Annotated in this window: 29 protein-coding genes; 11 read left to right on the top strand and 18 right to left on the bottom strand. The window is 75.6% G+C overall.

What is annotated here, in order from left to right:
- Positions 1-36: 36 nt before the first annotated feature.
- From nrdR to JD79_RS12530, 3 genes are all read right to left on the bottom strand, one after another.
- On the bottom strand, positions 37-582 hold the full coding sequence (gene nrdR / locus JD79_RS12540) for a transcriptional regulator NrdR (RefSeq protein ID WP_110005781.1): 546 nt from the start codon (positions 580-582) through the stop codon (positions 37-39).
- Between the two features lie 496 nt (positions 583-1078).
- Complete coding sequence (locus JD79_RS12535) at positions 1079-1684, bottom strand: hypothetical protein (RefSeq protein WP_146220432.1); 606 nt, start codon at positions 1682-1684, stop codon at positions 1079-1081.
- 118 nt (positions 1685-1802) lie between these two features.
- Positions 1803-2423 (bottom strand): LysM peptidoglycan-binding domain-containing protein, encoded by a 621-nt coding sequence (locus JD79_RS12530; RefSeq protein WP_146220431.1) that lies wholly within the window; start codon positions 2421-2423, stop codon positions 1803-1805.
- Between the two features lie 236 nt (positions 2424-2659).
- Here JD79_RS12530 and lexA point away from each other — a divergent pair, with 236 nt between their 5' ends.
- Complete coding sequence (gene lexA, locus JD79_RS23060) at positions 2660-3469, top strand: transcriptional repressor LexA (RefSeq protein WP_245900059.1); 810 nt, start codon at positions 2660-2662, stop codon at positions 3467-3469.
- Positions 3470-3507: 38 nt separating this feature from the next.
- Here lexA and JD79_RS12520 read toward each other — a convergent pair whose 3' ends face one another.
- The 3 genes from JD79_RS12520 to hflX all read right to left on the bottom strand — a co-directional run bounded on the left by JD79_RS12520 (position 3508) and on the right by hflX (position 6952).
- Entirely contained in the window at positions 3508-4602 is a 1095-nt protein-coding gene (locus JD79_RS12520; RefSeq protein ID WP_245900058.1) for a flagellar basal-body rod protein FlgG, read from the bottom strand.
- Positions 4574-5338, bottom strand: coding sequence for a phosphatase PAP2 family protein (locus JD79_RS12515; RefSeq protein ID WP_245900057.1), 765 nt, complete (start codon positions 5336-5338; stop codon positions 4574-4576). The genes JD79_RS12520 and JD79_RS12515 overlap by 29 nt, the downstream gene beginning before the upstream one ends.
- A 111-nt stretch (positions 5339-5449) precedes the next feature.
- The gene (gene hflX / locus JD79_RS12510) at positions 5450-6952 is read right to left on the bottom strand and encodes a GTPase HflX (RefSeq protein WP_110007666.1); all 1503 of its coding nucleotides are present in this window, start codon (positions 6950-6952) and stop codon (positions 5450-5452) included.
- Positions 6953-7113: 161 nt separating this feature from the next.
- On the opposite strand from hflX, the gene JD79_RS12505 reads away from it, so the two are divergent.
- The gene (locus JD79_RS12505; RefSeq protein WP_110005777.1) at positions 7114-7317 is read left to right on the top strand and encodes a hypothetical protein; all 204 of its coding nucleotides are present in this window, start codon (positions 7114-7116) and stop codon (positions 7315-7317) included.
- A 42-nt stretch (positions 7318-7359) separates the two neighbouring features.
- Here the strand turns inward: JD79_RS12505 and JD79_RS12500 are convergent, their stop codons facing one another.
- Positions 7360-7956 carry a TetR/AcrR family transcriptional regulator gene (locus tag JD79_RS12500; protein ID WP_110005776.1) on the bottom strand — a complete coding sequence of 199 codons (597 nt, stop codon included), beginning with the start codon at positions 7954-7956 and terminating at the stop codon, positions 7360-7362.
- 78 nt (positions 7957-8034) lie between these two features.
- Between JD79_RS12500 and JD79_RS12495 the strand changes: the two genes are divergently transcribed.
- Genes JD79_RS12495 through JD79_RS12485 form a run of 3 tightly spaced genes read left to right on the top strand, consistent with a single transcriptional unit; the run spans position 8035 to position 9094 of the window.
- Complete coding sequence (locus tag JD79_RS12495) at positions 8035-8367, top strand: hypothetical protein (RefSeq protein WP_110005775.1); 333 nt, start codon at positions 8035-8037, stop codon at positions 8365-8367.
- Positions 8364-8723, top strand: coding sequence for an antibiotic biosynthesis monooxygenase (locus JD79_RS12490; RefSeq protein WP_170149179.1), 360 nt, complete (start codon positions 8364-8366; stop codon positions 8721-8723). The genes JD79_RS12495 and JD79_RS12490 overlap by 4 nt, the downstream gene beginning before the upstream one ends.
- Entirely contained in the window at positions 8720-9094 is a 375-nt protein-coding gene (locus JD79_RS12485) for a nuclear transport factor 2 family protein (RefSeq protein WP_110005773.1), read from the top strand. The genes JD79_RS12490 and JD79_RS12485 overlap by 4 nt, the downstream gene beginning before the upstream one ends.
- A 42-nt stretch (positions 9095-9136) precedes the next feature.
- Here JD79_RS12485 and dapF read toward each other — a convergent pair whose 3' ends face one another.
- From dapF to JD79_RS12470, 3 genes are read right to left on the bottom strand one after another with little or no spacing between them, the layout of a single operon-like run.
- Positions 9137-10024, bottom strand: coding sequence for a diaminopimelate epimerase (gene dapF / locus JD79_RS12480; protein ID WP_110005772.1), 888 nt, complete (start codon positions 10022-10024; stop codon positions 9137-9139).
- Positions 10021-10941 (bottom strand): tRNA (adenosine(37)-N6)-dimethylallyltransferase MiaA, encoded by a 921-nt coding sequence (gene miaA, locus JD79_RS12475; RefSeq protein ID WP_110005771.1) that lies wholly within the window; start codon positions 10939-10941, stop codon positions 10021-10023. The genes dapF and miaA overlap by 4 nt, the downstream gene beginning before the upstream one ends.
- The gene (locus tag JD79_RS12470) at positions 10938-11633 is read right to left on the bottom strand and encodes a class III extradiol ring-cleavage dioxygenase family protein (protein WP_110005770.1); all 696 of its coding nucleotides are present in this window, start codon (positions 11631-11633) and stop codon (positions 10938-10940) included. The genes miaA and JD79_RS12470 overlap by 4 nt, the downstream gene beginning before the upstream one ends.
- A gap of 40 nt (positions 11634-11673) precedes the next feature.
- Here JD79_RS12470 and JD79_RS12465 point away from each other — a divergent pair, with 40 nt between their 5' ends.
- A complete protein-coding gene (locus JD79_RS12465; protein WP_245900056.1) occupies positions 11674-13215 on the top strand; it encodes a DUF349 domain-containing protein in 1542 nt (513 codons plus the stop codon).
- Between the two features lie 58 nt (positions 13216-13273).
- On the opposite strand, the gene miaB is transcribed toward JD79_RS12465, so the two are convergent.
- Positions 13274-14725 carry a tRNA (N6-isopentenyl adenosine(37)-C2)-methylthiotransferase MiaB gene (gene miaB, locus JD79_RS12460; protein ID WP_110005769.1) on the bottom strand — a complete coding sequence of 484 codons (1452 nt, stop codon included), beginning with the start codon at positions 14723-14725 and terminating at the stop codon, positions 13274-13276.
- 156 nt (positions 14726-14881) lie between these two features.
- On the opposite strand from miaB, the gene JD79_RS12455 reads away from it, so the two are divergent.
- The 5 genes from JD79_RS12455 to JD79_RS12435 all read left to right on the top strand — a co-directional run bounded on the left by JD79_RS12455 (position 14882) and on the right by JD79_RS12435 (position 18885).
- Positions 14882-15637: an amino acid ABC transporter ATP-binding protein gene (locus JD79_RS12455; RefSeq protein WP_110005768.1), complete on the top strand. Its 756-nt coding sequence runs from the start codon at positions 14882-14884 to the stop codon at positions 15635-15637.
- 23 nt (positions 15638-15660) lie between these two features.
- A complete protein-coding gene (locus JD79_RS12450; protein ID WP_110005767.1) occupies positions 15661-16554 on the top strand; it encodes a glutamate ABC transporter substrate-binding protein in 894 nt (297 codons plus the stop codon).
- A gap of 77 nt (positions 16555-16631) precedes the next feature.
- Positions 16632-17282, top strand: a complete 651-nt coding sequence (locus tag JD79_RS12445; RefSeq protein WP_110005766.1) for an amino acid ABC transporter permease — start codon at positions 16632-16634, stop codon at positions 17280-17282.
- On the top strand, positions 17279-18181 hold the full coding sequence (locus JD79_RS12440) for an amino acid ABC transporter permease (protein WP_110005765.1): 903 nt from the start codon (positions 17279-17281) through the stop codon (positions 18179-18181). The genes JD79_RS12445 and JD79_RS12440 overlap by 4 nt, the downstream gene beginning before the upstream one ends.
- 134 nt (positions 18182-18315) lie before the next feature.
- Entirely contained in the window at positions 18316-18885 is a 570-nt protein-coding gene (locus tag JD79_RS12435) for a hypothetical protein (protein WP_211307950.1), read from the top strand.
- 78 nt (positions 18886-18963) lie between these two features.
- Here the strand turns inward: JD79_RS12435 and JD79_RS12430 are convergent, their stop codons facing one another.
- The 7 genes from JD79_RS12430 to JD79_RS12400 all read right to left on the bottom strand — a co-directional run bounded on the left by JD79_RS12430 (position 18964) and on the right by JD79_RS12400 (position 24844).
- Positions 18964-19524 (bottom strand): regulatory protein RecX, encoded by a 561-nt coding sequence (locus tag JD79_RS12430; RefSeq protein ID WP_245900055.1) that lies wholly within the window; start codon positions 19522-19524, stop codon positions 18964-18966.
- Between the two features lie 167 nt (positions 19525-19691).
- Positions 19692-20729, bottom strand: a complete 1038-nt coding sequence (gene recA, locus JD79_RS12425) for a recombinase RecA (RefSeq protein WP_110007663.1) — start codon at positions 20727-20729, stop codon at positions 19692-19694.
- Between the two features lie 194 nt (positions 20730-20923).
- Complete coding sequence (locus JD79_RS12420) at positions 20924-21118, bottom strand: DUF3046 domain-containing protein (RefSeq protein ID WP_110005764.1); 195 nt, start codon at positions 21116-21118, stop codon at positions 20924-20926.
- A gap of 10 nt (positions 21119-21128) precedes the next feature.
- On the bottom strand, positions 21129-21815 hold the full coding sequence (locus JD79_RS12415; protein WP_110005763.1) for a hypothetical protein: 687 nt from the start codon (positions 21813-21815) through the stop codon (positions 21129-21131).
- Positions 21812-22261, bottom strand: coding sequence for a MarR family winged helix-turn-helix transcriptional regulator (locus JD79_RS12410; protein WP_110005762.1), 450 nt, complete (start codon positions 22259-22261; stop codon positions 21812-21814). Before JD79_RS12410 ends, JD79_RS12415 begins: the two co-directional genes overlap by 4 nt.
- Positions 22262-22434: 173 nt before the next feature.
- On the bottom strand, positions 22435-23691 hold the full coding sequence (locus JD79_RS12405; RefSeq protein ID WP_110005761.1) for an MFS transporter: 1257 nt from the start codon (positions 23689-23691) through the stop codon (positions 22435-22437).
- Between the two features lie 7 nt (positions 23692-23698).
- Positions 23699-24844 carry an acyl-CoA dehydrogenase family protein gene (locus JD79_RS12400; protein ID WP_110007662.1) on the bottom strand — a complete coding sequence of 382 codons (1146 nt, stop codon included), beginning with the start codon at positions 24842-24844 and terminating at the stop codon, positions 23699-23701.
- Positions 24845-24857: the final 13 nt, after the last annotated feature.

Raw genomic sequence — 24857 nt, 5'->3', positions numbered from 1 at the left:
GCCGGCGACGCTGCCGGCGGGGTCGAGGGACGGCGGTCAGCCGTCGCGGGCGGGTGCGGGACTGCGGGCGGGTCCCCGGCGGCGGGGCCCCGGCGGCTCGATCTGCATCCCGGGCAGCGGCGGCGTCCCGCCACGGTGGTGACGGGCCCGGAGCTCGGTGATCTCCTTCTCGAAGTCCTCGACCGAGGTGAAGGCGCGGTAGACGCTGGCGAAGCGGAGGTAGGCCACCTCGTCGAGCTCCCGCAGCGGCTGCAGGATGGCCAGGCCCACCTCGTTGCTGGGGACCTCGGCCACACCGCTGGCGCGCACGGCGTCCTCCACCTGCTGGGCGAGCTGCTGGAGCTGGTCCTCGTCGACCGGGCGGCCCTGGCAGGCCCGCCGCACGCCGGCGACGACCTTGGCGCGGTTGAACGGCTCGCTCACCCCGCTGCGCTTGACGACGGCGAGCACCGCCTCCTCCACGGTGGTGAAGCGGCGGCCGCAGGCCGGGCACGAGCGGCGACGACGGGTGGTGGCTCCCTCGTCGGCCTCGCGCGAGTCGATCACCCGGCTGTCGGGGTTGTGGCAGAACGGGCAGCGCACTGCGGTTCACCTCCTCCGCGGGTTCCTCGTCCGGACCGGTCCCCCGGCCGCGGGCGGCTGGTGCCGGCGGGCCCTCCCGGGCTCCCCGGCTGCCGGTGTCCTGTGGACCTCCCTGGGGACATCCGGTGGACTCCCCGTGGAGGTCCTGAGGACGGCCTGTGGATGGGTTCCACCGGTGCAACTACTAGATGTAGGGGGACAGTAGGCCGCGCTCCACTACATCTGCAAGACGACGATCCGCGTGTCTGTTCCGTCGAGACGCGCTCGTGACCCGCTGGTGACCAGGCGCGACCACGTTCCCCACCTGTCACACGACACGCCGGGAGGTCTCGCGTGTCGGCGCGCGACGACGGTCGCGCGGGTGTATCCGGGAGAGCCACGGACCCGTCGGCGCGGCCGCACGGCCGGCCGGCGGGGACGGGGTGGTGAGCCGGGACGGACCCGGGGAAGGCGACGGCCGCCGGTGGCGGGACCCGGACGGGTGCCGGGCGCCGGATCAGGCCGGAGGACGGACCGCGGGACGGCCGCCGCGCGGGTGCGGGACCAGGTCGCCGAGCCGGATCGGCCGGGTCAGCAGGTCCGGCTCGCTCGCGGTGTCCACGGTCGCGCCGGCGGCCAGGTCGGCGACCCCGTCGGCGGTCACGGCAGCCGCGGGGGCGGCGCAGGTGACGACGGGCATCTCGGCCGTGGCCGCCCGGTGCCGTCCGGAGCCGGCGGGCGCGCGGTGACGCCCGGCGGCGCCCGGACGGACGGCGGGCTGCTCGGCGGTGACGTCGCCGCCGTGTCGACGGGCGCGACGGGGAGCGCGGACACCCGGCGTGACGGCGGGATGGCCCACCGCGGCCGTGACCACCGTCCCGGGGGCGCCCGCGGGCGCGGGAGCCAGGGACAGGTGCCGCTCGGGCAGCCGGACGGCGGCGAGGTCGGTCCAGGCCTCCTGGCCGTGCGCGCCCCGCAGCCGGACGAGCGCCTGGCAGCCGCCGGTCGCGTCGACGCGCCAGCCGAGCATGGCGCCCGGCACCCAGGCGCCGTCCACGACCACCTCGACGTCCTGCGGGGACCGGAAGGACACCGGTGCGCTGCTGTTCACGGCTGCTGACACGCTCCTGACCGTAAGTGCCCTCGCGACCGCGGCCGGTGAACGACCGGGCCCGGATGGTTGACGAACTCACCGACGTCGTCTCGTCACTTCTCAGGCATGACGCCTCCGGCGGGGCCGCCTACGGCACGCGCAGGACCTGGCCCGCGACCAGCGCGGACCCCTCCAGGCCGTTGAGCTCCTGGATCGCGTCCACCACGGCCCGCACGTCCTGACCGGGGCCGGCCACCTCGCCGGCGATCGACCAGACGGTGTCCCCCTGCTCGACGACGACGCTGCTCTCCCCCGCGAGGTGCAGCCCGGGGTCGGGCGCGAGGAACTCCCGGCCCAGGGCCGCGCCGCCGACACCCGCCGCCAGCACGAGCGCGACCACCAGGCGGCGGCCGCGGCGGGTCAGCCGCACCGGCGCGGGGGCGGTCGCGCAGCGGACGCGGGCGTCCCCGCGGACCGGGCCCGAGCGCGCCGGCCGGCCACCCGGGCGGGCCGGGTCCCGGCGGGCGCGCGGGGCCTCGGTCGACGGACCCGCGACCCGCGCCGCCCCCGGAGCCGGCAGGTCGGGGACGGGCCGCAGGTGCCCGGTGACCCGCAGGCCCGAGCCGGGCACCGCCGCCCGGGGAGCGGCCTGCGCCGGACGGCCGGCCGGCCGGGCACCGCCGCGGGCACCGTCGTCCCCGAGCAACGGCCGCCACGGGACCCGGACCGCCGCGTCGAAGTCCAGCACTGCCTGTCGCACGCCGCCCATGACCGCTCCTCCTCGACTGACCCACCGCATCGAACACGCGTTCGACTCCGAACGTGTGTGCGGATGTCTACCGCACGGCGACGACGGGATCGAGTCGGCGCGGCGTGTCCTTCGAACACACGTTTGAACCTGCGGGGTCCACGCGCTACGGTCCGTGCGGGCGCACCGCCCGCCGACCGGCCCCTGGGCCGGGCGGTCGACGGACGGCCGCGGGACGCGGCCGGCGAGGAGGAGACGTGGCGGGCACGAGCGGGACCGGCCAGGGCACGCGCGGCGGGACGGCGACGCGGCGGACGACCACCGCGGCCGGCGGCACCGTCGGCACGGACGTCGCGGGCACGGACGTCGCGGGCGGGGACGGCGCGGCCGCGGTCCGCACCTTCCCCGACCGCGGGGAGGCCGGCGACGGCCTGACCCAGCGGCAGCGCCGGGTCCTCGAGGTCATCCGCGACTCGATCGAGCGGCGCGGCTACCCGCCCTCGGTGCGCGAGATCGGCGAGGCGGTCGGCCTGTCGTCGGCGTCCTCGGTGGCCCACCAGCTCTCCGTGCTGCAGAAGAAGGGCTGGCTGCGGCGCGACCCCAACCGCCCGCGGGCCCTCGACGTCCGGCTCCCCGGGGACGCCACGGCCGAGACCGCGGCACCGGCCGCCGCGGCGCCCGACGGCACCGCCGCCCCGACCTACGTGCCGCTGGTCGGGCGCATCGCCGCCGGTGGGCCGGTGCTCGCCGAGCAGGCGGTCGAGGACGTGTTCCCGCTGCCGCGCGAGCTCGTCGGCGAGGGCACGCTGTTCATGCTGCGCGTCGCCGGTGACTCGATGGTCGACGCGGCCATCTGCGACGGCGACTGGGTGGTCGTGCGCCAGCAGCCCACCGCCGAGAACGGCGAGATCGTGGCCGCGATGCTCGACGGCGAGGCCACGGTGAAGACGTACAAGCGCCGGGACGGGCACGTCTGGCTGCTGCCGCACAACCCGGCCTACGAGCCGATCCCCGGCGACGAGGCCACCGTCCTCGGCCGCGTCGTCACCGTCCTCCGGCGGGTCTGAGGGGCCGGTCCGACCGGAGGTCCTCCCGCCGCTGCCGGTCAGGCGCCGGCGGGAGGGCCGCCCGAGCGGCGGCGGCGGATGCGCCCGCCGATCCACACCAGGAGCGTGGCGACGAGGGCGGCGGCCACCCCGGCGGTCACCGGTGAGGGTCCCGTGGCGCCGTCGTCGAGGAGCGCCGACAGGGACGGGTCGGCTGCGGCGTTCCCGCTGGGAGGAGCCGGGGCCGGGGAAGCCGGGATCGGCACCAGGGTGACGTCACCGGGCACCCCCTCCCCCGCCACCAGCAGCGCGCCGCCGTCGGCGGTGAAGGAGACCGCCTCGCCCTGCGGTGCGTCGGGCAGGGCGATCCGCACGGGCTCGGTGGCCAGCGCGCCCGGGACGTCGGAGCCGGTCAGGGGCCAGACGTAGGCGTCGGTGTAGGTGCGCAGCGCGATCCGGCTGCCGTCGCGCGCCACCGCCCCGCCGGTCACGAGCAGCTGCCCGGCCCGGCCGACCGGTCCGCCCGGCGTGCCGGTCAGGGTGAGGGCGACGGTGCCGACGTCGGTCAGCGGCACGGTGCCGCCGTCGGCCAGCGGTGCGGCGGGCCGGTAGACGTGGCTGGCGCCGAGCACCTCCTTGGTCACCACGTAGGGGGTGCCGTCGGGAGCGAGCAGCAGCGCCTCGGCGTCGTGCGGGCCGTCGGGATAGGTCAACCGGTACAGCGCGGCGCCGCCGTCGGGGCGCAGCGCGATCAGCGCGACCGTGGCGCGGGTGGTGTTGTTGTCGCCGGTGTCGGCGAACCACACCGTCCCGTCGGCCCCGACGCCGAGGTCCTCGGGGTCGTAGGGGTCCAGCGCGGCGGTGGTCACGTCGACGACCCGGCACCCGCCGTCGAGCACGTACACGGCGACCTCGTCCCCGCCGTCGACCATCGCCAGCATCCGGTCGCCGACGTCGACCAGCCCGGACAGCTCGCTCAGCCGCGGGTCGGTGACCTGGCAGCGCACGGACGGGGCGGCCGGCTCCTCGGCGGCGGCGGGCGCTGCTCCGAGGGAGAGGGCGGGCAGGGCCGTCAGGCCCAGTGTCAGCAGCAGCGCCGGTGTCCGGCGGGTGTGCGCGGCGGCGCTACGCGGACGGGCGGCCGGCTCGGGCACTCGCCCAGCGTGACACCACGAGCGCGTCGAGTGCGTGAACCACGCCCAGCAGCAGCACCCCGACGGTCGCTCCCACGACGGCGTCGGTGACCCAGTGGAAGTCCAGGGACACCATCGCGATCCCGGTCGCCACGGGGCCGGCGACGCTGAGCCACCACAGCGTGCGCTGCACCCGCGGCCCCATCCGGTACTCGACCGCCTGCCAGCGCGCCACGCCCCACATGAGCACGGCGTTGGCGACGTGCCCGGAGGGATAGCTGGCGCCGTCGCGGTGGAAGAAGGAGCCCGGATAGGCGGGCGCGGTGCGCCCGGTGCCGAACTTGAACGCGTAGACGACCACCGTGAGCAGCGCCAGCGCGGTGAGCACCCGCAGCAGCGGCGCCACCGTCCGCCGCCGCACGCACAGCCAGCCGACCAGGGCCGCGAGCACGATGAGGATGGTGCCGCGGCCGCCGATCTGGGTGACCGCCCAGACCGGCCAGTAGGCCGGGGAGTCGCGCAGGTCCCACGCGCTGACCACCTCGGAGACCTCGAGGTCCAGCCGCTCGAGCACGCCGCGGCTGAGCAGGTCGGCGGTCACGCCGGCGGTGACGACGAGCGCGGCGAGCAGCAGCCACCACGACGGGCGGCCGGGGCTCACGACCGGCTCCGGCCGGTCTCCGGCCTCCTCCGGCTCCCCGGACGGCGCGCCGGGGCTGCGCCGCACAGCGGCGCTGCTCACACGGCCGCTGCTCACCCGGTCACGGTACCGGGCCGTGACCCCTCCGTGACCTGCACGGCCCAGACGGCGAGCCGCCCGGGCACCCGGCGCGGAGCCGGGCACCCGGGCGGGTGCGGGGACGGGGGGTCAGCCGACGGGGACGGCGAACCGCTCGAGCACGGCGGCCAGGCCGCCGTCGACGCGGGCGGTGAGCCGGGTGCCCGTCGCGTCGTGCTGCTCGCTCAGGACCTCGCCGTCGCGGTGGACGCGGGCCACCAGGTCGCCGCGGTCGTAGGGCACGAGGACCTCGACCTCGACGTCCGGGTGGGGCAGCCGGGCGGCGACGATCTCCCGCAGCCGCTCGATGCCCTCACCGGTGCGGGCCGAGACCCACACCGCGCCCGGCAGCGCCTGGCGCAGGGTGAGCACGTCGTCCTCGGTCATGGCGTCGACCTTGTTGACGACGATCAGCTCGGGCACCGCCGCCGCGTCGATCTCGCGCAGCACCACGTGCACCGCGTCGATCTGGCCCAGCGGGTCGGGGTCGGCGCCGTCGACGACGTGCAGCAGCAGGTCGGCGCCGGCCACCTCCTCCAGCGTCGAGCGGAAGGCGTCGACCAGCTGGTGCGGCAGGTGCCGCACGAAGCCGACGGTGTCGGTGAGCGTGTACTCGCGGCCGTCGGGCGACTGCGCCCGGCGCACCGTCGGGTCGAGGGTGGCGAACAGCGCGTTCTCCACCAGCACGCCCGCGCCGGTCAGCCGGTTGAGCAGGCTGGACTTGCCGGCGTTGGTGTACCCGGCGATCGCCACGCTCGGGACGGAGTTGCGGTCGCGGCCCGAGCGCTGCGTGGCCCGCGCGGTCGCCATGCCGGCGATCTCGCGGCGCAGCTTGCTGACCCGCGACCGGATCCGCCGGCGGTCGGTCTCGATCTTGGTCTCACCGGGACCGCGGGTACCGATGCCGCCACCGCCGGCGACACGGCCACCGGCCTGCCGGGACAGCGACTCACCCCACCCGCGCAGGCGCGGGAGCATGTACTGCATCTGGGCGAGCTCGACCTGCGCCTTGCCCTCCCGGCTGGTGGCGTGCTGGGCGAAGATGTCGAGGATCAGCGCGGTCCGGTCGACCACCTTGACCTTGAGGATCTTCTCCAGCGCGTTGAGCTGGCCCGGGGTCAGCTCGCCGTCGCAGATCACGGTGTCGGCGCCGGTGGACGCCACGATGTCGCGGATCTCGGCGGCCTTGCCGGAGCCCACGTAGGTGCCGGCGTCGGGCTTGTCGCGCCGCTGGCTCACCGCCTCGAGGACCTCGGAGCCGGCGGTCTCGGCCAGCGCGGCGAGCTCGGCCAGCGAGCGGTCGGCGTCGGCCTGGGTGCCCTCGGTCCACACGCCGACGAGCACGACCCGCTCGAGGCGCAGCTGCCGGTACTCGACCTCGCTGATGTCGGCGAGCTCGGTGGACAGCCCCGCCACGCGGCGCAGTGCGCCACGGGCCTCGAGGTCGTAGGAGCCGGTGGTGTCGTCGGACCCGTCCCACTGGCCGGCCGGAGCGGGACGCAGGGCCTCCGCGACGGACCGGGGAGCCCCCTCCGCGCGCTCGGCCCGGTCCTGCGCGTCGGCGAGCACGGCGCGGTTCTGTGCGGTCGTCATCGGGTCCAGCGTGACACGCACGCCGTTCCCGGTCACCTGGGTTGTCGTCTCTGCAGTCGTCATACGGCCGGTGCAACACCGGAACGGGTCAGGTGCATCCCGCCGGGCGGCGGGTAGGGCTGCGGGGACAGGTGACGACGCCCACCCCGAGGAGGCCCTCCGTGAGCACCAGCAGCGACGCCGGCACCGACGACCCCGGCCGCGACCCCGCCGGCCTCGAGGTGCCGCGCAACCTCTTCGGCGGCGCCGACCAGGACACCGGGGCGGGGAAGCCGCGCGGCACCGGCAACGTGGGCCCGGGTGACAAGCCCGAGGCGCCGACCGACGAGCCGGAGACCCGCGCCGACACCCCCGACAACCCCTAGCACTCCTCCGGGCGGGGGGCCGTCGCCAGCACCCCGGCTGCGCTAGAGCCCTGCCTCCACCATGTCGAGGGTGCGCTCGACGGCGCGCTCGCGGCGCTCCGGGGGCAGCCGGCGCAGCGGGCCCTCGGTCAGGAGCACCGCCAGCCCGTGGACCGCCGCCCAGGCCGCGGTCGCGGCGTCCGGCCGCCGGACCTCCTCGAGCACGCCGGCGCGGACCAGGTCGGCGATGCAGTCCTCGAGGACGCCGAACGGATCGGTCTCGGGCAGCCGCCCCCGGTCGTGCCGGTTCGCCACCTGGAACAGGCCGGGCTCCTCCAGGACGTACTCGACGTAGGCCCGGCCCGAGGCCCGGAACCGGCGGCGCGCGTCGGTCGCGGCGTCCCGGGACGGCGCCACCTCGGAGATCCGCGACGCCAGACGCTCGGCGAGCCGGCGCCGGGCGACGTCCCCGACGGCGACCAGCAGGTCCTCCAGCCCCTCCGGGAAGTGCCGGTAGGCGGCGGAGGCGGACACGCCGAGACCGGCGGCGAGCCTGTTGAGGCCCACGGCCGCCTCTCCGCCGTCACGCGCCGCCGCCACAGCGGCCGCGACGAGGGCGGCCTTCAGGTCGCCGTGGTGATAGGTCGTCCGCGCGGCCACCCCGCCATCCTGCCATGCATGTTGACACCGTTCACACGGCTGTTATGTTGGCGCCGTTCACATCCGAGGAGGTGTGCGGTGTTCGTGTCCTGGACCGCACTGGAGCTGGCCGCTCCCGCGGCGGCGTGTCCCTGGCGCCCCGACGGCGCGGCCTTCAGCCAGGCCGGCGTCGCGGGGCCCGGCCGGGCCGAGCTGCCCGAGGCGGTGGGCTCCTGGTGGTCGGTGCTCGGCACCTGGGAGGACCCGGCCGCCGCGCTGGCGGCGGCTCCCCTGCCGGACGGGTCGGTGCGCGGCGCCTGGCACGTCGTCCTGCAGCCGGTGTCCTACCGGGGGACGCCGTGCTGTCCGGCGGCGCGCGGCCCTTCGACCGGCTCCCGCGGCGCGGCAAGGTGGCCGGTGCGGCCGCCGTGATCACGCTCGCGGGACTGGCCGCCGACGCGGGCCGCACCGGCGAGTTCCTCGAGCGGTTCGCCTCCCTCGGTGAGCAGGTGCGCGACGCACCCGGGTCCCGCGCCGCACTCGTCCAGGCGCCCGAGGACGGCGCCGTCCTGACCTTCTCGGCGTGGCGCACCCTGCGCGACGCCGTGACGTGGGCCTACCACCGGCCTCACCACGCCGCGACGGTCGCCCGGCACGAGGCGCAGCCGATGCTCGAGAGCACCGGCTTCCTGCGGTGCGCCGTCCTCGCCAGCACCGGGACCCTCGCCGGCACCGACCCCCTCGCCGGCCTGACCGGCACCGCCGTCCACCTGGAGGAGATCCGATGACCGTCAGCGAGCAGCACGACCCCGTCGCCGCGTACGGCGCGGCCTGGCTGGCCACCGACGAGCAGGACCGCCGGGCACTGCTGGCCCGGGCGTGGGCCCCCGACGGGGTCTACTGCGACCCGCTCGACCTCGTCACCGGGCGGGAGGCGCTCGCCGCGCACATCGCGGCGACGCAGGCCTCGCTGGCCGGCGGGCGCGTCGAGGTGACCGGCGAGCCCACGCGCCACCACGACAGCGCGCTGTTCCACTGGCGGATCACCGACGCCTCCGGCGCCACCGTGCTCACCGGCCTCGACGTCGTCCAGTTCGACGACGCGGGTCGGATCCGGCGGCTGACCGGATTCTTCGACGACGCCCCGGCGGCGTCGTAGCGGCCGGCGTGGCGGTGCCTCCGGACCGGCGGCCGCCGGAGGTCAGACTCCGAGCCATCCCCGCGTGAGCTCGCCCGCCGCCACGACGACGGCAGGGCCGCGCAGCACCGTCGTCTCCGGGGACACGTCGACCGTCAGCCGCCCGCCGGGGACGTCGACGACGACGGTCCCGCGCTGCGGCTCCTCGGACCCGGCCGCCAGCGCGGCGTAGGCCGTCGCGCAGGCGCCGGTGCCGCAGGAGCGGGTCTCCCCCACCCCGCGCTCGTGCACGCGGAGCCGCACGTGCGCGTCGGCGCCCTCCGTGCCGGCGGCGAGCACCCGCACGAACTCCACGTTGACGCCCTCGGGGAACAGGCCCGGGTCGAAGCCCGGCTGCCGGGTGAGGTCGAGGGCGTCGAGGTCGGCGTCGGTGAGGCAGACCAGGTGCGGGTTGCCCATGGACACCGCCTGCCCGGGGAACGCCTGCCCGGCGACGGTGGCCTCGCCGCGGCCGAACGGCCGGGCCGGGCCCATGTCGACCCAGTAGTTGCCGTCGGGGCCGGCGCCCACCCGCCGCGGCCCGCCGCGGGTGCCCACGAGCACCCCGTCGGCGCAGGCGGCGCGGTCGAGCAGGCCCTCGGTGACCAGCACGTGCAGGAACAGCCGGATGCCGTTGCCGCACATCTCCGCGTGGGAGCCGTCGGCGTTGCGGTGGTCCATGAACCACTCGCAGGCCTCGAGGTGCTCGCCGAGGACGGCGGGGGCGTCGGGCACGTGCCTGCTGCGCACCACCCGCAGGACGCCGTCGCCACCGAGCCCGGAGCGGCGCTCGCACAGCCGCTGGACCAGGGCGGCGTCGAGGCGGTCCTCGGGCCAGCGGTCCCCGTCGGGGTCGGGGAGGACGACGAAGTCGTTCTCGGTGCCGTGCCCGAGGAGGAACCGGTCGCTCACCGCCCGATCGTACGGCCGGCGACCAGCGCCCCGACGGCGTCGGCGAGGTCGGGGCGCGCGGCGTCGAACCAGGTCGTCGCCGGGTCGCGGCGGAACCAGGAGCGCTGGCGCCGGACGAACCGGCGGGTGGTGGCGACCGTCCGTTCCCTCGCCTCGCCGGGCGTGAGGTCGCCGTCGAGCTGGGCGAGCACCTGCGCGTAGCCGAGCGCCCGGGAGGCCGTGGGGCCCTCGCGCAGCCCCTCGTCGACCAGTGCCTCGACCTCGGCGACGAACCCGGCGGCCCACATCCGGTCGACCCGCTCGGCCACCCGGGCGTCGAGTTCTCCCGGCTCGCGGTCCAGGCCGACGACCACCGCCGGGTAGTGCGGCCGCGGGTCGGGCAGCGTCGCACGGAACGGGCGGCCGGTGATCTCGACGACCTCCAGCGCGCGCACGATCCGCCGGCCGTTGCTGGGGAGGACGGCCGCGGCGGCATCCGGGTCGACGGCGGCCAGCCGGGCGTGCAGCGCGGCGGGGCCGACGTCGTCCAGCTCGGCCTGCAGGCGGGCGCGCACGGCGGGGTCGGTGCCCGGGATGTCGAGGTCGTCGAGGACGGCGCGCACGTACAGCCCCGAGCCGCCGACCAGCAGCGGCAGCACGCCCGCCGTCCGCAGCCGGTCGATCTCCCCGCGGGCCATCCGCGCGTACTCCGCCACCGACGCCGCCTGCCGCACCGGCCAGACGTCGAGGAGGTGGTGCGGCACGCCCTGCCGCTCGGCGGCGTCGGGCTTGGCGGTGCCGATGTCCATGCCCCGGTAGAGCTGCATGGAGTCGGCGTTGACCACCTCGCCGCCCAGCCGCTGCGCCAGCGTGACCGCCAGCGCCGTCTTCCCGGTGGCGGTCGGGCCCACGACCGCGACGACGGGCGGCAGCGTCACGCCGCTGTCCAGGAGGCGACCAGGTACCCGACGCCGAACGGTGCGGCGTCGAGCAGCAGGGCGGCGTCGACGTCACGGCCGGCGAGCAGCGCGCCGGCCGCCCGCCAGGCCGGGACGCCGGCGGCGAGCAGCCGCTCCCCCTCCGCCGGGTCGAGCGCGGCGAGGGCAGCGGCGTCGCCTCGGGCGAGCGCGGCGGCCACGGCGGCGTCGAAGGGCCCGGCCGCCGGGTCGAGGTGGCCGGGCGCCTTCTCGCTGCGCCGGGCCGAGCCGTCCCCCATGACGAGCAGGCCGGTGCGGCCGGGCAGGTCCGCGACGGCGGCGGCGACCTCCTCCGGCGCGGCACCGACCCGGGGGCCGGCGTACCCGGCGCGGTCGAGCAGCCACGCCCCGACGGTCAGCGACAGCGGCAGGCGCCGCCCGTCGGGACGCGCGGCGCCGTCCAGCGGCACGGCGAGGTCCACGCCGAAGCCGCGGAAGTCCCCGCCGTCGCCGGGCCTGTACCGCCCCCGCGCACCGGGACCCACGAGCACCACGGCATCGGGCCGGCCGGCGACGAGGGCGTCGACGGCCGCGGCGCACGCGGCGCGCAGCGCGGCGGTGTCCGCGGCGGCCCGGCCGGCGACCTCGGGGAGCAGCAGCGGCGGGCACGGGCAGAAGGCGACCGAGGCCGGTCCGGCGGGCGGGCTGCTCACCGCAGCAGTGTCGCCGATGCGGCGTGGGACACTGCGGTGCGTGTCGAGCACGGAGAACCCCGGAGACGGGTCGCAGCAGGTCCCCCCGCCCGAGACGACCGGTCCCGACGCGGTCACCCCGGAGGCCGGGACGCCCGCCGCGCCCACCCCCGCGGCGGCAGCGCTGACCGACCCGACGGCCACCGGGAGCACCCCTGAGGAGGCCGCACCGGGAGCCGCTGCGCCGGAGGGAGCCGCGCCGGAAGGAGCCGCGCCCGAGGGAGCCGCGCCCGAGGGAGCCGCGCCCGGGGAGGCCGTCGTCCCGGAGTCCGTCACTCCCGGCGCCGTCGCCCCGGCGGAGTCGGCGCCCGCGCCGGTCGCCGAGGCGGTGTCGGACCCCGCGCAGTGGGGGCGGGTGGACGAGGACGGCACCGTCTACGTGCGCACGGCCGACGGCGAGCGGGCGGTCGGCTCCTGGCAGGCCGGGGACCCCGCCGCGGGGCTGGCGCACTTCGCCCGCCGCTACGACGACCTGGCCACCGAGGTCTCGCTGCTCGAGGCGCGGCTGAAGGCGCACACCGGCAACCCCAACGAGCTCAAGGCCAAGGCGCAGGCGCTGGCCGAGACGATCCCTGCCGCCACCGCCGTCGGCGACCTCGACGGCCTGGCAGCGCGCGCCCGCGCGATGGTGGGCACCGCCGACTCCGCGGCCGCCGAGTCGCGCGCGGAGAAGGCCGCCGCGCGGGCCGCGCAGATCGCCCGCAAGGAGGCGCTGGCCGCCGAGGCCGAGCAGATCGCCGCGGAGTCGACGTCGTGGAAGGCCGCCGGCGACCGGCTCAAGGCCATCGTCGAGGAGTGGAAGACGATCCGCGGCATCGACCGCAAGACCGACGAGGCGCTGTGGACGCGCTTCGCCGCCGCCCGCGACGCCTTCGGCCGCCGCCGCGGGGCACACTTCGCCGCCCTCGACGCCCAGAAGGGCGAGGCGCGCGCGGCCAAGCAGGAGCTCATCGCCGAGGCGCAGCGGCTGGCGACGTCGACCGACTGGGGCCCCACGAGCGCCGCCATGCGCTCGCTCATGGACCGCTGGAAGGCCGTGCCGCGCACCGGCCGCGACGGCGACGACGACCTGTGGAAGCAGTTCCGCGCCGCGCAGGACGTCTTCTTCACCGCGCGCGCCGAGTCGGACAAGGTGCGCAACTCCGAGCAGCTGGCCAACCAGCAGGCGAAGGAGGAGCTGCTGGCCGAGGCCGAGAAGCTGGACCCCTCCACCGACCTGCGCGGCGCCCAGGCCGCGCTGCGCCGGATCCAGGAGCGCTACGACGCGATCGGCCACGTGCCGCGCGGGGCGATGCGCTCACTCGAGGACCGCATGCAGGCCGTCGAGCAGAAGGTGCGCGGGGCCTCCGACGCGGGCCGGGTGCGCACCGCGCCGGAGAACCCGATGGTCGCCTCGATGCGGGCCGCGGTCACCAAGGCCGAGGAGCAGCTGGCCAAGGCCGAGGCGGCCGGCAACGCCCGTCGCATCGAGGAGGCCCGGGCCAACCTCGAGACCCGGCGCGAGTGGCTCGCCGAGGCCGAGAAGACCGCCTCCCGCCGGTAGCCGACGCATGACAGGGGCCCGCCCGGACCACCGGGCGGGCCTCTCCGCCGTGCGGGGTCTAGACGGGGGCGCCGACGCGCGGCATGCCGAGCAGCACGCCGGGCGTGGTCGGCCGGGTGCCGGCCTCGTGCGCGTCCCCGGCCCGGGTGCGCCGGTGCGACAGCAGCGGGCCGTCGGCGACCAGGTGGTGCGGCGCGGCGGCGGTCACGACGGTCTCGACGACGTCGCCGGGCCGCACGCCCGCGCCTCCGGCGAAGTGCACCAGCCGGCCGTCGCGGGCGCGGCCGCTCATCCGGCCGGTGCGGGCGTCCTTGCTGCCCTCCCCCGCCGCGGCCAGCAGCTCGACCGTGCGGCCGACCTGCGCGCGGTTCTCCGCCCAGCTGATCTCCTCCTGCAGCGCGGTCAGCCGCAGGTAGCGCTCCTGCACGACCTCCTTGGGCAGCTGGCCGTCCATCTCGGCGGCCGGCGTCCCGGGGCGCTTGGAGTACTGGAAGGTGAAGGCGCTGGCGAAGCGCGCCCGCCGCACCACCTCGAGGGTCTGCTCGAAGTCGGCCTCGGTCTCGCCCGGGAAGCCGACGATGACGTCGGTGGTGATGGCGGCGTCGGGCATCGCGGCGCGGACGCGGTCGATGATCCCGAGGTAGCGCTCCTGCCGGTAGCCGCGGCGCATCCGGCGCAGCACCTCGTCCGACCCGCTCTGCAGCGGCATGTGCAGCTGGTGGCAGACCGCCGGGGTCTCGGCCATCGCCTCGACGACGTCGTCGGTGAACTCCCGCGGGTGCGGGCTGGTGAAGCGGACCCGCTCCAGGCCCTCGATGCGGCCGGTCGCGCGCAGCAGGTCGGCGAACGCGCCCCGGTCGCGGAACTCCACCCCGTAGGCGTTGACGTTCTGCCCCAGCAGGGTCACCTCGAGCACGCCCTGGTCGACCAGCGCCTGCACCTCGGCGAGGATCTCGCCCGGCCGGCGGTCCTTCTCCTTGCCGCGCAGCGCCGGGACGATGCAGAACGTGCACGTGTTGTTGCACCCGACGCTGATGGAGACCCAGCCGGCGTAGGCCGAGTCCCGCTTCGCCGGCAGCGTCGACGGGAACACCTCGAGCGCCTCGGCGATCTCCACCTGCGCCTCGGCGTTGTGCCGCGCCCGCTCCAGCAGCGCCGGCAGCGAGCCGACGTTGTGCGTCCCGAAGACGACGTCGACCCACGGCGCCCGGTTCACGATCTCGCCGCGGTCCTTCTGCGCCAGGCACCCGCCGACGGCGATCTGCATGCCCGGGTGCGCGTCCTTCACCGGGCGCAGGTGGCCGAGGTTGCCGTAGAGGCGGTTGTCGGCGTTCTCCCGCACCGCGCAGGTGTTCAGGACGACGACGTCGGCGTCCTCCCCCTCCGGCGCGGCGGCGAAGCCGGCGGCCTCCAGCAGCCCGGACAGGCGCTCGGAGTCGTGGACGTTCATCTGGCACCCGTAGGTGCGCACACGGTAGGTGCGCTGCGGGCTGTCGACCTGTGTACCCATGGCGCTGACGAGGGTACGGCGCGGCTCTCCCGACGGGCCGTGACCGCCCTCCTTCCGGAGCCCGGCCGGCGCGGTGACGGGCCGTGACCGCCTTCGTTACTGGTTCGTGATGCCTCCGGGACCTCGCCGTCCCCACGCGGCCCTAGGGTCCAACGGGTGACCAGCCAGCTAGCCGGAGGACCTCTCGTCCAGCTGACCGGCGTCAACAAGTGGTTCGGCGACCTCCACGTCCTGCAGGACATCGACCTCTCGATCGACCGCGGCGAGGTCGTCGTCGTGATCGGCCCGTCCGGGTCGGGCAAGTCGACGCTCTGCCGCACGATCAACCGGCTCGAGTCCATCGAGAAGGGCGAGATCTCGATCGACGGGCAGCGGCTGCCCGAGGAGGGCAAGCAGCTGGCCCGGCTGCGCAGCGACGTCGGGATGGTCTTCCAGAGCTTCAACCTCTTCGCGCACAAGACGATCCTCGAGAACGTCACGCTCGGCCCGACCAAGGTGCGGCGGCAGTCGAAGGCCGACGCCGAGAAGCGGGCGCGCGAGCTGCTCGACCGCGTGGGCGTCGGCGCGCAGGCCGACAAGTACCCCGCGCAGCTCTCCGGCGGTCAGCAGCAGCGCGTGGCCATCGCCCGTGCGCTCGCCATGGACCCCAAGGTCATGCTCTTCGACGAGCCGACGTCGGCCCTCGACCCCGAGATGATCAACGAGGTCCTCGACGTCATGATCTCGCTCGCCCGTGACGGCATGACGATGATCGTCGTCACCCACGAGATGGGCTTCGCCCGCCGGGCGGCCAACCGGGTCGTGTTCATGGACGGCGGCCGGATCGTCGAGGCAGCCGACCCGGAGACGTTCTTCACCAACCCGCGCTCGGACCGGGCCCGCGACTTCCTCTCCAAGATCCTCAACCACTGACCCACCCACGGGAGGACACACCCATGCGCAGCACCCGCAGGATCGCGGCCTTCGCCGCCCTCGGCCTGACCCTGGCCGCCTGCTCCAGCGAGGCCGGCAACCAGGCGGCCGAGGAGTCCTCGAGCGCCCCGACCGTCGCCGAGGACGTCGACTTCCCCGCGGGGTCGACGATGGCCGAGCTGAGCGAGGCCGGCGCGATCACGATCGGCACCAAGTACGACCAGCCCGGCTTCGGCCTGCTGAACCCGCAGACCGGGGACCCCGAGGGCTTCGACGTCGAGATCGCCAAGCTCGTGGCGGCCGAGCTCGGCATCGACGAGGGCGGCATCACCTGGACCGAGACGGTGTCGGCCAACCGGGAGCCGTTCATCCAGAACGGCCAGGTCGACATGGTCGTGGCGACCTACACGATCAACGACGCGCGCAAGCAGGTCGTCGACTTCGCCGGCCCGTACTACATCGCCGGCCAGGACATCATGGTGGCCGAGGGCAACCCCGAGGGCATCGAGGGTCCCGACGACCTGGCCGGCAAGACGGTCTGCTCCGTCGAGGGCTCGACCCCCGCGCAGAACATCCGGGACAACTACCCGGAGGCGCAGCTGACGACCTACGACGTCTACTCCAAGTGCGCCGACGACCTGCGCAACGGCAACGTCCAGGCGGTCACCACCGACAACGTCATCCTCACGGGCCTGGTGGCCGGCAGCGACGGCGCCTTCGAGCTCGTGGGCAACCCGTTCACCGAGGAGCCGTACGGCATCGGCCTGGAGCTCGGTGACACCGACTTCCGGAACTTCATCAACGACGTGCTCGAGGAGGCGTTCGAGGACGGCCGCTGGGCCGACGCGTGGGACCGCACCGCCGGTTCGATCACCGGCGAGGAGGCTCCCGAGCCCCCGACGGTCGACCGGTACTGATCCCCACTCGACCGGCCGTGACGCCGCCGGGCGGGCTCCGCCCGGCGGCGTCGCGCCCCTGACTGATCGAGGGCGCGGTGCAGTTCCTCAGCGACAACTCCGACCTGTTGTGGAGCGCGTTCCTGACGACGCTCTCCCTGGCGGTCGTCAGCGGCGTGTGCGCGCTGGTGCTCGGCACCGTGCTCGCCGGCATGCGGGTGAGTCCCGTTCCGCCGCTGCGCGGGCTGGCCACCTTCTACGTCGAGGTCTTCCGCAACACCCCGCTGACGGTGGTGTTCTTCTTCCTCGCCTTCGGCATCGTGCAGATCGACCTGCAGTTCCCGAGCCGGTTCATCACCGCCGTGGCTGCCCTGTCGCTCTACACCGCGGCGTTCGTCTGCGAGGCGCTGCGGTCGGGCATCAACGCCGTCCCGCCCGGGCAGGCCGAGGCGGCCCGCGCGCTGGGGCTGACCTTCGGGCAGTCCCTGCGCCAGGTCGTCCTCCCCCAGGCCTTCCGGACGGTCGTCCCGCCGCTGGGCAACGTGTGGATCGCGCTGGCGAAGAACACCTCGATCGCCGCCGGCTTCGCCGTCACCGACCTGACCGCCGCGCTGCAGCGCCTCGCCAACGCCAACGCCGACCAGCTGCTGAGCGTGTTCGCCGCGGTCGTCGCCGGCTACCTCGTCATCACACTGCCCTCCGCCTGGCTGATCCGGGTGGTCGAGAACCGGGTGGCGATCGTCCGATGAGCAGCACCGTCCTGTTCGACCTGCCGGGGCCCCGCGCCCGCCGTCGGCAGCGCATCGGCACCGTGGTCGGTGCCCTCGTCATCGTCGCCCTCGTGGGACTGGCGCTCTACCGCCTCTACGCCAACGGCCAGCTCGAGGGCGACCGGTGGGCGGTGCTCTTCGACCCGGCGTCCGGCGTGCCGCAGGCGCTCGGCGAGGGCCTGCTCAACACCCTCAGCGTGGCCGCGGTCGGCATGGTGCTGGCCACCCTCCTCGGCGCGCTGCTCGCCGTCGGCCGGCTCTCCGACCACCGCTGGGTGCGCATCCCGGTCGGCGTCCTCATCGAGTTCTTCCGCGCCGTGCCGCTGCTGATCCTGATCCTGTTCTGCCTGCTGTTCCTGCCGACCGTCGGCGTCCCGATGACCGCGTTCCGCGCGCTGGTGCTGGGCCTGACGCTCTACAACATGGCGGTCCTGGCCGAGATCTTCCGGGCCGGGATCCTGTCGGTCGACCGCGGGCAGCGCGAGGCGGCCTTCGCCCTCGGCATGCGCAAGACACAGGTCATGACGCTGGTCCTGCTGCCGCAGGCGGTGCGCCGGATGCTGCCGGTCCTGGTGGCCCAGCTGGTCGTCCTGCTCAAGGACTCCTCGCTGGGCTTCATCGTCAGCTACCTGGAGCTGCTGCGGACCGCGCGCAGCCTGGTCGAGTTCTTCAACTTCAGCTTCGGCAACCGGTACACCTTCCAGCTCTACGTGGCCGCCGGGCTGATCTACATCATCGTCAACGTGCTGCTCTCGCAGCTGGCCAAGTACGTGGAGAAGCGCACGCGCCGCAGCGCCAAGGCAGCGGCGGTCGACGACGTCGAGCTGCCGGCCGACGTGCAGATGGGTGGGGGCGGCGGGACGGTCACGAAGGCCTGACCCCGCCGCCCCGTCGCCGTCCCGCCGTCCACCGCAGGGACACGGGACGGTCACGGCGAGTCCCGCCCGTCCCGCCGCCCGCGCGCACCCCGCGGGTGGTCAGGCCGGGCGGCCGGGCTGCCGAGAGGGCTGACGTGGACACCGCTCTCCGCCCCGTCGTGCCGCCACTGCCGTCGATGGTGCGCCTGCCCGACGGTCAGGTCGACGTCGCCCAGGACTTCGTGAACCGCCTGCGCGCGGCCGCACCGCAGTTCGCCGTCGCCGCCGGTGCGGGGTCCGCCGTCGTCCGCGAGGCCGTTCCGCCGGCGCGGCACCGCCGGGCGCGCTGCCGGGTCGTGCTGCGGCATGCCGACGGCGGCGAGCGCGACCTGACCTTCCTCGGCCCGGTCAGCCGGCCTGCGGTGGTGCCCGACCGCACCTTCGAGCAGCAGATCCAGCAGTGGCTGGCCGCCCGGATCGAGGGCGAGGGCGAGTGGCTGGTCGCCGACGACGAGGCGCCCGCCGGCGTCGCCGTGGACCTCACCGCGTGGACCGGACGGCCCGCGTCCGCCGGTCTGCCCACCCAGGCCATGCCGCTGCAGGCGGTGCCCACCCGGACCGTGCCCTCCGATGGCGTGCGCGCCGTGCCCTCCGATGGCGTGCGCGCCGAGGGACTCGCGACCCAGGCGATGCCCGCCCAGCTGGCCGCTCCGCTGGCGGGCTGAGCACCCGGCTCGGCCGACGTCGCACTCCCGGGACGGCGGCAGGCACGCCGGCCACGGGCCGGCGTGCGCGGGCCGAGCTCAGTCCTCCTCGCCGCCCCAGGCGGTGAGGTCGGAGTCGTCGTCGCCGAAGCCGGTCTCCTCGAGGACCTCGCGGACCACCGCGCCGGCCAGGCCGCCGTTGTAGCCCTTGCGGGCCAGCATCCCCACGAGGCGGCGGGTGGCGGTGACCCGGTCCACCCGCCGCAGCGCCGGGAGGCGGCGCTCGACGAGGTGCCGCGCGGAGGCGCGCTCGTCCTCGTCGTCGACCTGGGCGAGAGCCTGCTCGGCGTCCTCGCCGTCGACGCCCTTCGCCCGCAGCTCCGCCCGCAGCGCCCGGCGGGCCAGGCCGCGGCCGGCCTGCCGCGAGGTCACCCAGGCACGCGCGAAGGCGGCGTCGTCGATGAGGCCGACCTCGCCGAACCGGTCGAGGACGGCGGACGCGGCGTCCTCGGGGACCCCGCGCCGCTCCAGCAGGTCGGCCAGTTGCGAACGCGTCTTGGCCGAGCCGGTCAGGGCCCGCAGGCAGATGGCGCGGGCGACCGACTCCGGATCGCCCTGGTCGTCGGCGGCACCGTCGCGGGGACCACCGGGGCCGGCCACCGGGTCGGCGGCGGGCGGGCCGTCCGGGTCAGGGGACGGCCCGGCCCGCCGCCGGGAGCGGCCGGCGCGGTCACGGGGACCGCGGCCACGCCGGCCGGCGGGTCGGTCGGACTGCTCGGGGTCGGCCCACTCCGGGCCCGAAGCCGGCCGGCCGGTCACGAGGTCGCTCAGAAGTCGACCGGGTCGGCGGCCGCGACGGGCGCGTCGAGGGTGGCGCCGACGCCCAGCTTCTCCTTGACCTTCTTCTCGATCTCGTCGGCGAGGTCGGGGTTGTCCCGCAGGAAGGTGCGGACGTTCTCCTTGCCCTGGCCGAGCTGGTCGCCCTCGTACGTGTACCAGGCACCGGACTTGCGGATGAAGCCGTGCTCGACGCCGGCGTCGATGAGGCCGCCCTCGCGGCTGAAGCCGTGGCCCCACAGCAGGTCGAGCTCGGCCTGCTTGAACGGAGCCGCGACCTTGTTCTTGACCACCTTGACGCGGACCCGGCTGCCGACCGCCTCGGTGCCCTGCTTGAGGGTCTCGATCCGGCGGACGTCGAGGCGCACCGAGGAGTAGAACTTCAGCGCACGACCACCGGTGGTGACCTCGGGCGAGCCGTAGACGATGCCCACCTTCTCGCGCAGCTGGTTGATGAAGATCGCGGTGGTGCCGGAGTTGTTCAGCGCACCGGTGATCTTGCGCAGCGCCTGGCTCATCAGGCGGGCCTGCAGACCGACGTGGCTGTCACCCATCTCGCCCTCGATCTCGGCGCGGGGCACGAGGGCCGCCACGGAGTCGATGACGATGATGTCGAGCGCGCCGGAGCGGATCAGCATGTCGGCGATCTCGAGGGCCTGCTCACCGGTGTCGGGCTGGCTGACCAGCAGGGCGTCGGTGTCGACGCCGATGGCCCGGGCGTACTCGGGGTCGAGCGCGTGCTCGGCGTCGATGAAGGCCGCGATGCCGCCCATGGCCTGGGCGTTGGCCACCGCGTGCAGGGCGACGGTGGTCTTACCGGAGGCCTCCGGGCCGTAGACCTCGATGACGCGGCCACGGGGCAGGCCGCCGATGCCGAGCGCGATGTCGAGGGCGATGGAACCGGTCGGGATGACCTTCATCGCCTGGGCCGGGTTGTCGCCCAGCCGCATGACCGAGCCCTTGCCGAACTGCTTGTCGATCTGGGCGAGGGCCATGTCGAGGGCCTTGTCGCGGTCGAGCGTTGCCATGGTGCTCACCTTCGGGAAGTCGCGTGTCGTGGAGTCGATGCGGTGTCGGAGGCGACGCTAGGCCGGGGGTCTGACACTTTCCGGTGACCGACTCGACCTGTGGAGGGACGACCCCCCTGTGGACGCGGGTGCCACTGTAGGGCGAACACGTGTTCGAGTCGAGCGACACGCCGCGCCGCCCGGCGACGGCCGGCTCAGCGGTCCTTCGGCGGCACGTCGTACTCCTCGCAGATCGCCAGCCACACGCGGCGCACCGGCACGCCCGCGTCGATCGCCTCGACGGCGGAACGGCCGCCGAGGACGGCGAACACGTGGTCGCGCGCCACGCTCTGCGCCCGCATCGACCCGAACTGGGCCTCCAACCGGGACCAGAACTCCTGCAGGCGCACGGGCCCGACGCTAGCGCGCGTCCCCGTCGGCGCGAGCGGCCGTGTCGTCCCGGGCCGCACCGTCCCGGGCCGCACCGTCCCGGGCCGCGTGGTCGGCGACCCCGGCCCGCAGCCGGCGGACGAGCGCGGCCGGGTCGTCGGCGGCCAGCCGCAGCTCCGTCACGGGCCGCCCGCCGGTGCGCGCGAGCGGCAGCACCAGCGGCGACCGCAGCTCGACGTCGACCTGCGTCGACGACAGGACCGTCACCGACACGGCGCGGTGCTCTCCCGACTCCTCGACGACGACCGTGCGCGAGCCCTCGACGCTGCGCCGCCGCGCCCGCACCGCGGCGATCTCCTCCCACGGCACCCGGACGTCGACCGTGGTCCCCGACCGCACCCGCAGGCCGCCGTCGCCGACGGTGTGCGGGTACACCCTCATCGACGCCAGGAGGCCGACCATCCACAGCAGGCCGTAGACCCCCAGGACGAGCAGCGCGATCCGCAGGGACCGCCACGGCAGCAGCCAGTCGACCAGCGGGATCTCCACGGCCGACAGCACGACGAACGTCCAGAGCACCGGCGTGACGGCCGAGGCGTAGGGGAAGGCGTCGGCACCGGCCGGCACGTCCGGGCGGCGCCGCACCCAGCGCCACAGGCTGCGCCACGTCCCGATCTCGAAGGCCAGCGCCTTCCGCAGCAGGCCGGCCACGGTCACGACGCCGCTCCCCCCGGGACCAGGGTGCGCAGCCGCTCGAGGACCTCGTCGAGCCCGGACACCAGCCCGTGCAGCCGCTCCGGTGACAGCCCGCCGAACAGCTGCTCGGCGAGCTCGGTCTGCCCCGCAGCCATCCCGGCGAGCAGCCGCTCGGCGCGGGCGGTCGGGGTAACGAGGGTGGCCCTGCGGTCGGTGGGGTGCGGCTCGCGGGTGACCAGGCCCGCCTCGGCCAGCCCGTCGACCAGTCCGGTGACGTTGCGGGCACTGACGCCGAGGGCCCGGGCGAGGGCGCTCTGCGTGCTCGGGCCCGTCTCGCGCAGCCGCCACAGCAGCGTCGTACGGGCGACGGTGAGCCCCACGGCCGCCAGCGACGTCGTCATGTCCCGGCCGAGCAGGACGGTGACCTCGAGGACCCGGTCGAGCGCCGCGACGCGCGCGTCCGCCATCGTGAACCCCCTACACCGTGAAGGGCCTTCACGGTACAGGACGGCCTAGGCTGGCGGCGTGTTCCCCACCACGGGCTCGGCGACCTGGGACGTCGTCCTCGAGATCGGCATCGCGCTGTGCATGCTGGTCACCCTCGTGCTCCTGTGGCGCAACATGCGCGGCCACTGAGCCGTCAGCGCCGGGCCCACACCAGGGCGAGCGGGACCACCAGGACCGCCGACACCCCGGCCACCAGGCCGAAGCCCCCGAGGGCCAGCAGCGGCCCGCCGACGGCGCCCGCGACGGCCGCTCCCAGGCCCATCAGCAGGTCGGTGCCGCCCTGCGCGGTGGGCCGCACGTCCGCGGGCACCGACTCGGTGACCAGCGTGGAGCCCGCGATCAGGCCGCACGACCAGCCGAGCCCGAGCAGCAGCAGGCCGGCGCCCAGCCGCCAGGCGGCCTCCGGTGGCGCGGTGCCCGCGGTGGCCGCGGCGGCGAGGAGCAGCACGCCGCCGAGCGCGACCGTCGCGCGCCGGCCGACGCGGTCGGCGAGCAGGCCGACCAGCGGGCTGAACAGGTACATGCCGGCGACGTGGACGCTGATGACCAGGCCGACCAGCCGCAGCGTCGTCCCGTCGTCGTGCCCGCCGGCGTGCCCCATGTGCACCGGCGTCATGACCATCACGCCGACCATCACCGCGTGCGAGACCACGACGGCGACCACGCCCAGGCGGCCGCCGGGGTCGGCCCACACCGCGGCGAGGGCCTGCCGGGTCGCCCGGCGCGGGCGGGCGGGCGCCGGCCCGGCGCCGTCGCGCAGCCGCCGGGCCAGCAGCAGGGGGTCCGGGCGCAGCGCGAGCCACAGGCCGGCGACGACGACGGCGAACACCGCGGCGGACACGGCGAAGCCGCCGCCGAGCGCGGGCAGGCCGAGCGCCCGTCCGAGGTCCGCGCCCGGCGCGGCGAGGTTGGGGCCCAGCACCGAGCCGACCGTCGTCGCCCAGACCACCAGCGACAGGGCCCGGCCGCGCCGCTCGGGCGCGGCGAGGTCGGCGGCCGCGTAGCGCGCCTGCAGGCCGCAGGCCGTGGAGGCCCCGAACGCGAACAGCCCGGCCAGCAGCAGCGGCAGGGACGACAGCGCCGCGGCGACGACGGTGAGGGCGGCACCGGCGACCGCGACCGCGTACCCGGCGGCGAGCCCGGCCCGCCGCCCGGCGCGGTCGGACACCCGCGCGAGTGGGACGGCGAGGACCGCGGCGCCGAGCACACCCGCCGTCTGCCCGAGCCCGGCCGCGGCGTCGCTGCCGGCGACCTCGCGCGCCAGCAGCCCGCCGACGGTGATCCCGACGGTGACGCCCAGGCCGCCGAGGGCGACGGCGGCCGACAGCACGCCGACCGTGCGCCGCTGGACCCGCTCGACGTCGAGCGCGGCCGGGACCTCCGTCGTCACGACACCCTCACAGGCCGAGCGAGCGGCCGATGATCTCGCGCATGATCTCGTTGGTGCCGCCGTAGATCGACTGCACGCGGGCGTCGCGCCACGCCTTCGACACCGGGTACTCGTCCATGTAGCCGTAGCCGCCGTGCAGCTGCAGGCAGCGGTCGGCCACCTTGTTCTGCAGCTCGCTCGTCCAGTACTTGGCCATGGCCGCGTCGACGGCGGTCAGCTCCCCGGTGCCCAGCTGGCGCACGCACTCGTCGACGAAGGTCCGCGCGATCGTCGTCTCCGTGTGCAGCTCCGCCAGGACGAACCGGCTGTTCTGGAAGCTGCCCACCGGCCGGCCGAAGGCGGTCCGGCCCTGCACGTACTCCCGGGTCTGGGCGAGCACCGTCTCGCAGGCGGCCACCGCGCCCACCGCGATCGACAGCCGCTCCTGCGGCAGGTTCTCCATGAGGTGGGCGAAGCCGCGGTTCTCCGTGCCGAGCAGGTTCTCCGCGGGCACGCGGACCTCGTCGAAGAACAGCTCGGCGGTGTCCTGGGCCTTGAGGCCGACCTTGTCGAGGTTGCGGCCGCGGGTGAAGCCGGGCATGCCGCGCTCGACGACGAGCAGGCTGGTGCCGCGCGAGCCGGGGGCGTCGGGGTCGGTGCGCGCCACCACGACGACCAGGTCGGCGTTGATGCCGTTGGTGATGAAGGTCTTGGCGCCGCTGAGCACCCACGAGTCGCCGTCGCGGCGCGCGGTGGTGCGGATCGACTGCAGGTCGCTGCCGGTGCCCGGCTCGGTCATGGCGATGGCGGTGACCAGCTCGCCGCGGCAGAAGCCGGGCAGCCAGCGCGCCGCCTGCTCCTCGGTGCACAGGTCGCGCAGGTAGGGCGCGACGACGTCGTTGTGCAGGCCGAAGCCCAGGCCGCTGGCGCCGACCCGGGTGACCTCCTCGTCGAGGACGGCGTTGTAGCGGAAGTCGCGGACCCCGCCGCCGCCGAAGCGCTCGTCGATGTCGAAGCCGAGCAGGCCCTGCTCGCCGCCGGAGAGCCACACGTCGCGCGGGACGACGCCCTCGCGCTCCCACTGGCCGTGGAACGGGGCGACGTTCTTCTCCAGCCAGGTGCGGACGGTCTGGCGGAGGTCCTCGTGCTCGGCCTCGTAGAGCGAGTGACGCATGCCCGGCAGTGTG

This window comes from Geodermatophilus normandii, assembly GCF_003182485.1.
Classification (GTDB): domain Bacteria; phylum Actinomycetota; class Actinomycetes; order Mycobacteriales; family Geodermatophilaceae; genus Geodermatophilus; species Geodermatophilus normandii.
This window is presented reverse-complemented; position numbering and strand designations above follow the sequence as displayed.

Excerpts from the sequence above, each read along its gene's own strand:
- JD79_RS12530 (WP_146220431.1), bottom strand. The coding sequence starts at position 2,423 with ATGGGCGGCGTGCGACAGGCAGTGCTGGACTTCGACGCGGCGGTCCGG.
- hflX (WP_110007666.1), bottom strand. The coding sequence starts at position 6,952 with ATGACGACCGCACAGAACCGCGCCGTGCTCGCCGACGCGCAGGACCGG.
- JD79_RS12485 (WP_110005773.1), top strand. The coding sequence starts at position 8,720 with ATGACCGTCAGCGAGCAGCACGACCCCGTCGCCGCGTACGGCGCGGCC.
- miaB (WP_110005769.1), bottom strand. The coding sequence starts at position 14,725 with ATGGGTACACAGGTCGACAGCCCGCAGCGCACCTACCGTGTGCGCACC.
- JD79_RS12450 (WP_110005767.1), top strand. The coding sequence starts at position 15,661 with ATGCGCAGCACCCGCAGGATCGCGGCCTTCGCCGCCCTCGGCCTGACC.
- JD79_RS12440 (WP_110005765.1), top strand. The coding sequence starts at position 17,279 with ATGAGCAGCACCGTCCTGTTCGACCTGCCGGGGCCCCGCGCCCGCCGT.
- recA (WP_110007663.1), bottom strand. The coding sequence starts at position 20,729 with ATGGCAACGCTCGACCGCGACAAGGCCCTCGACATGGCCCTCGCCCAG.
- JD79_RS12410 (WP_110005762.1), bottom strand. The coding sequence starts at position 22,261 with ATGGCGGACGCGCGCGTCGCGGCGCTCGACCGGGTCCTCGAGGTCACC.
- JD79_RS12400 (WP_110007662.1), bottom strand. The coding sequence starts at position 24,844 with ATGCGTCACTCGCTCTACGAGGCCGAGCACGAGGACCTCCGCCAGACC.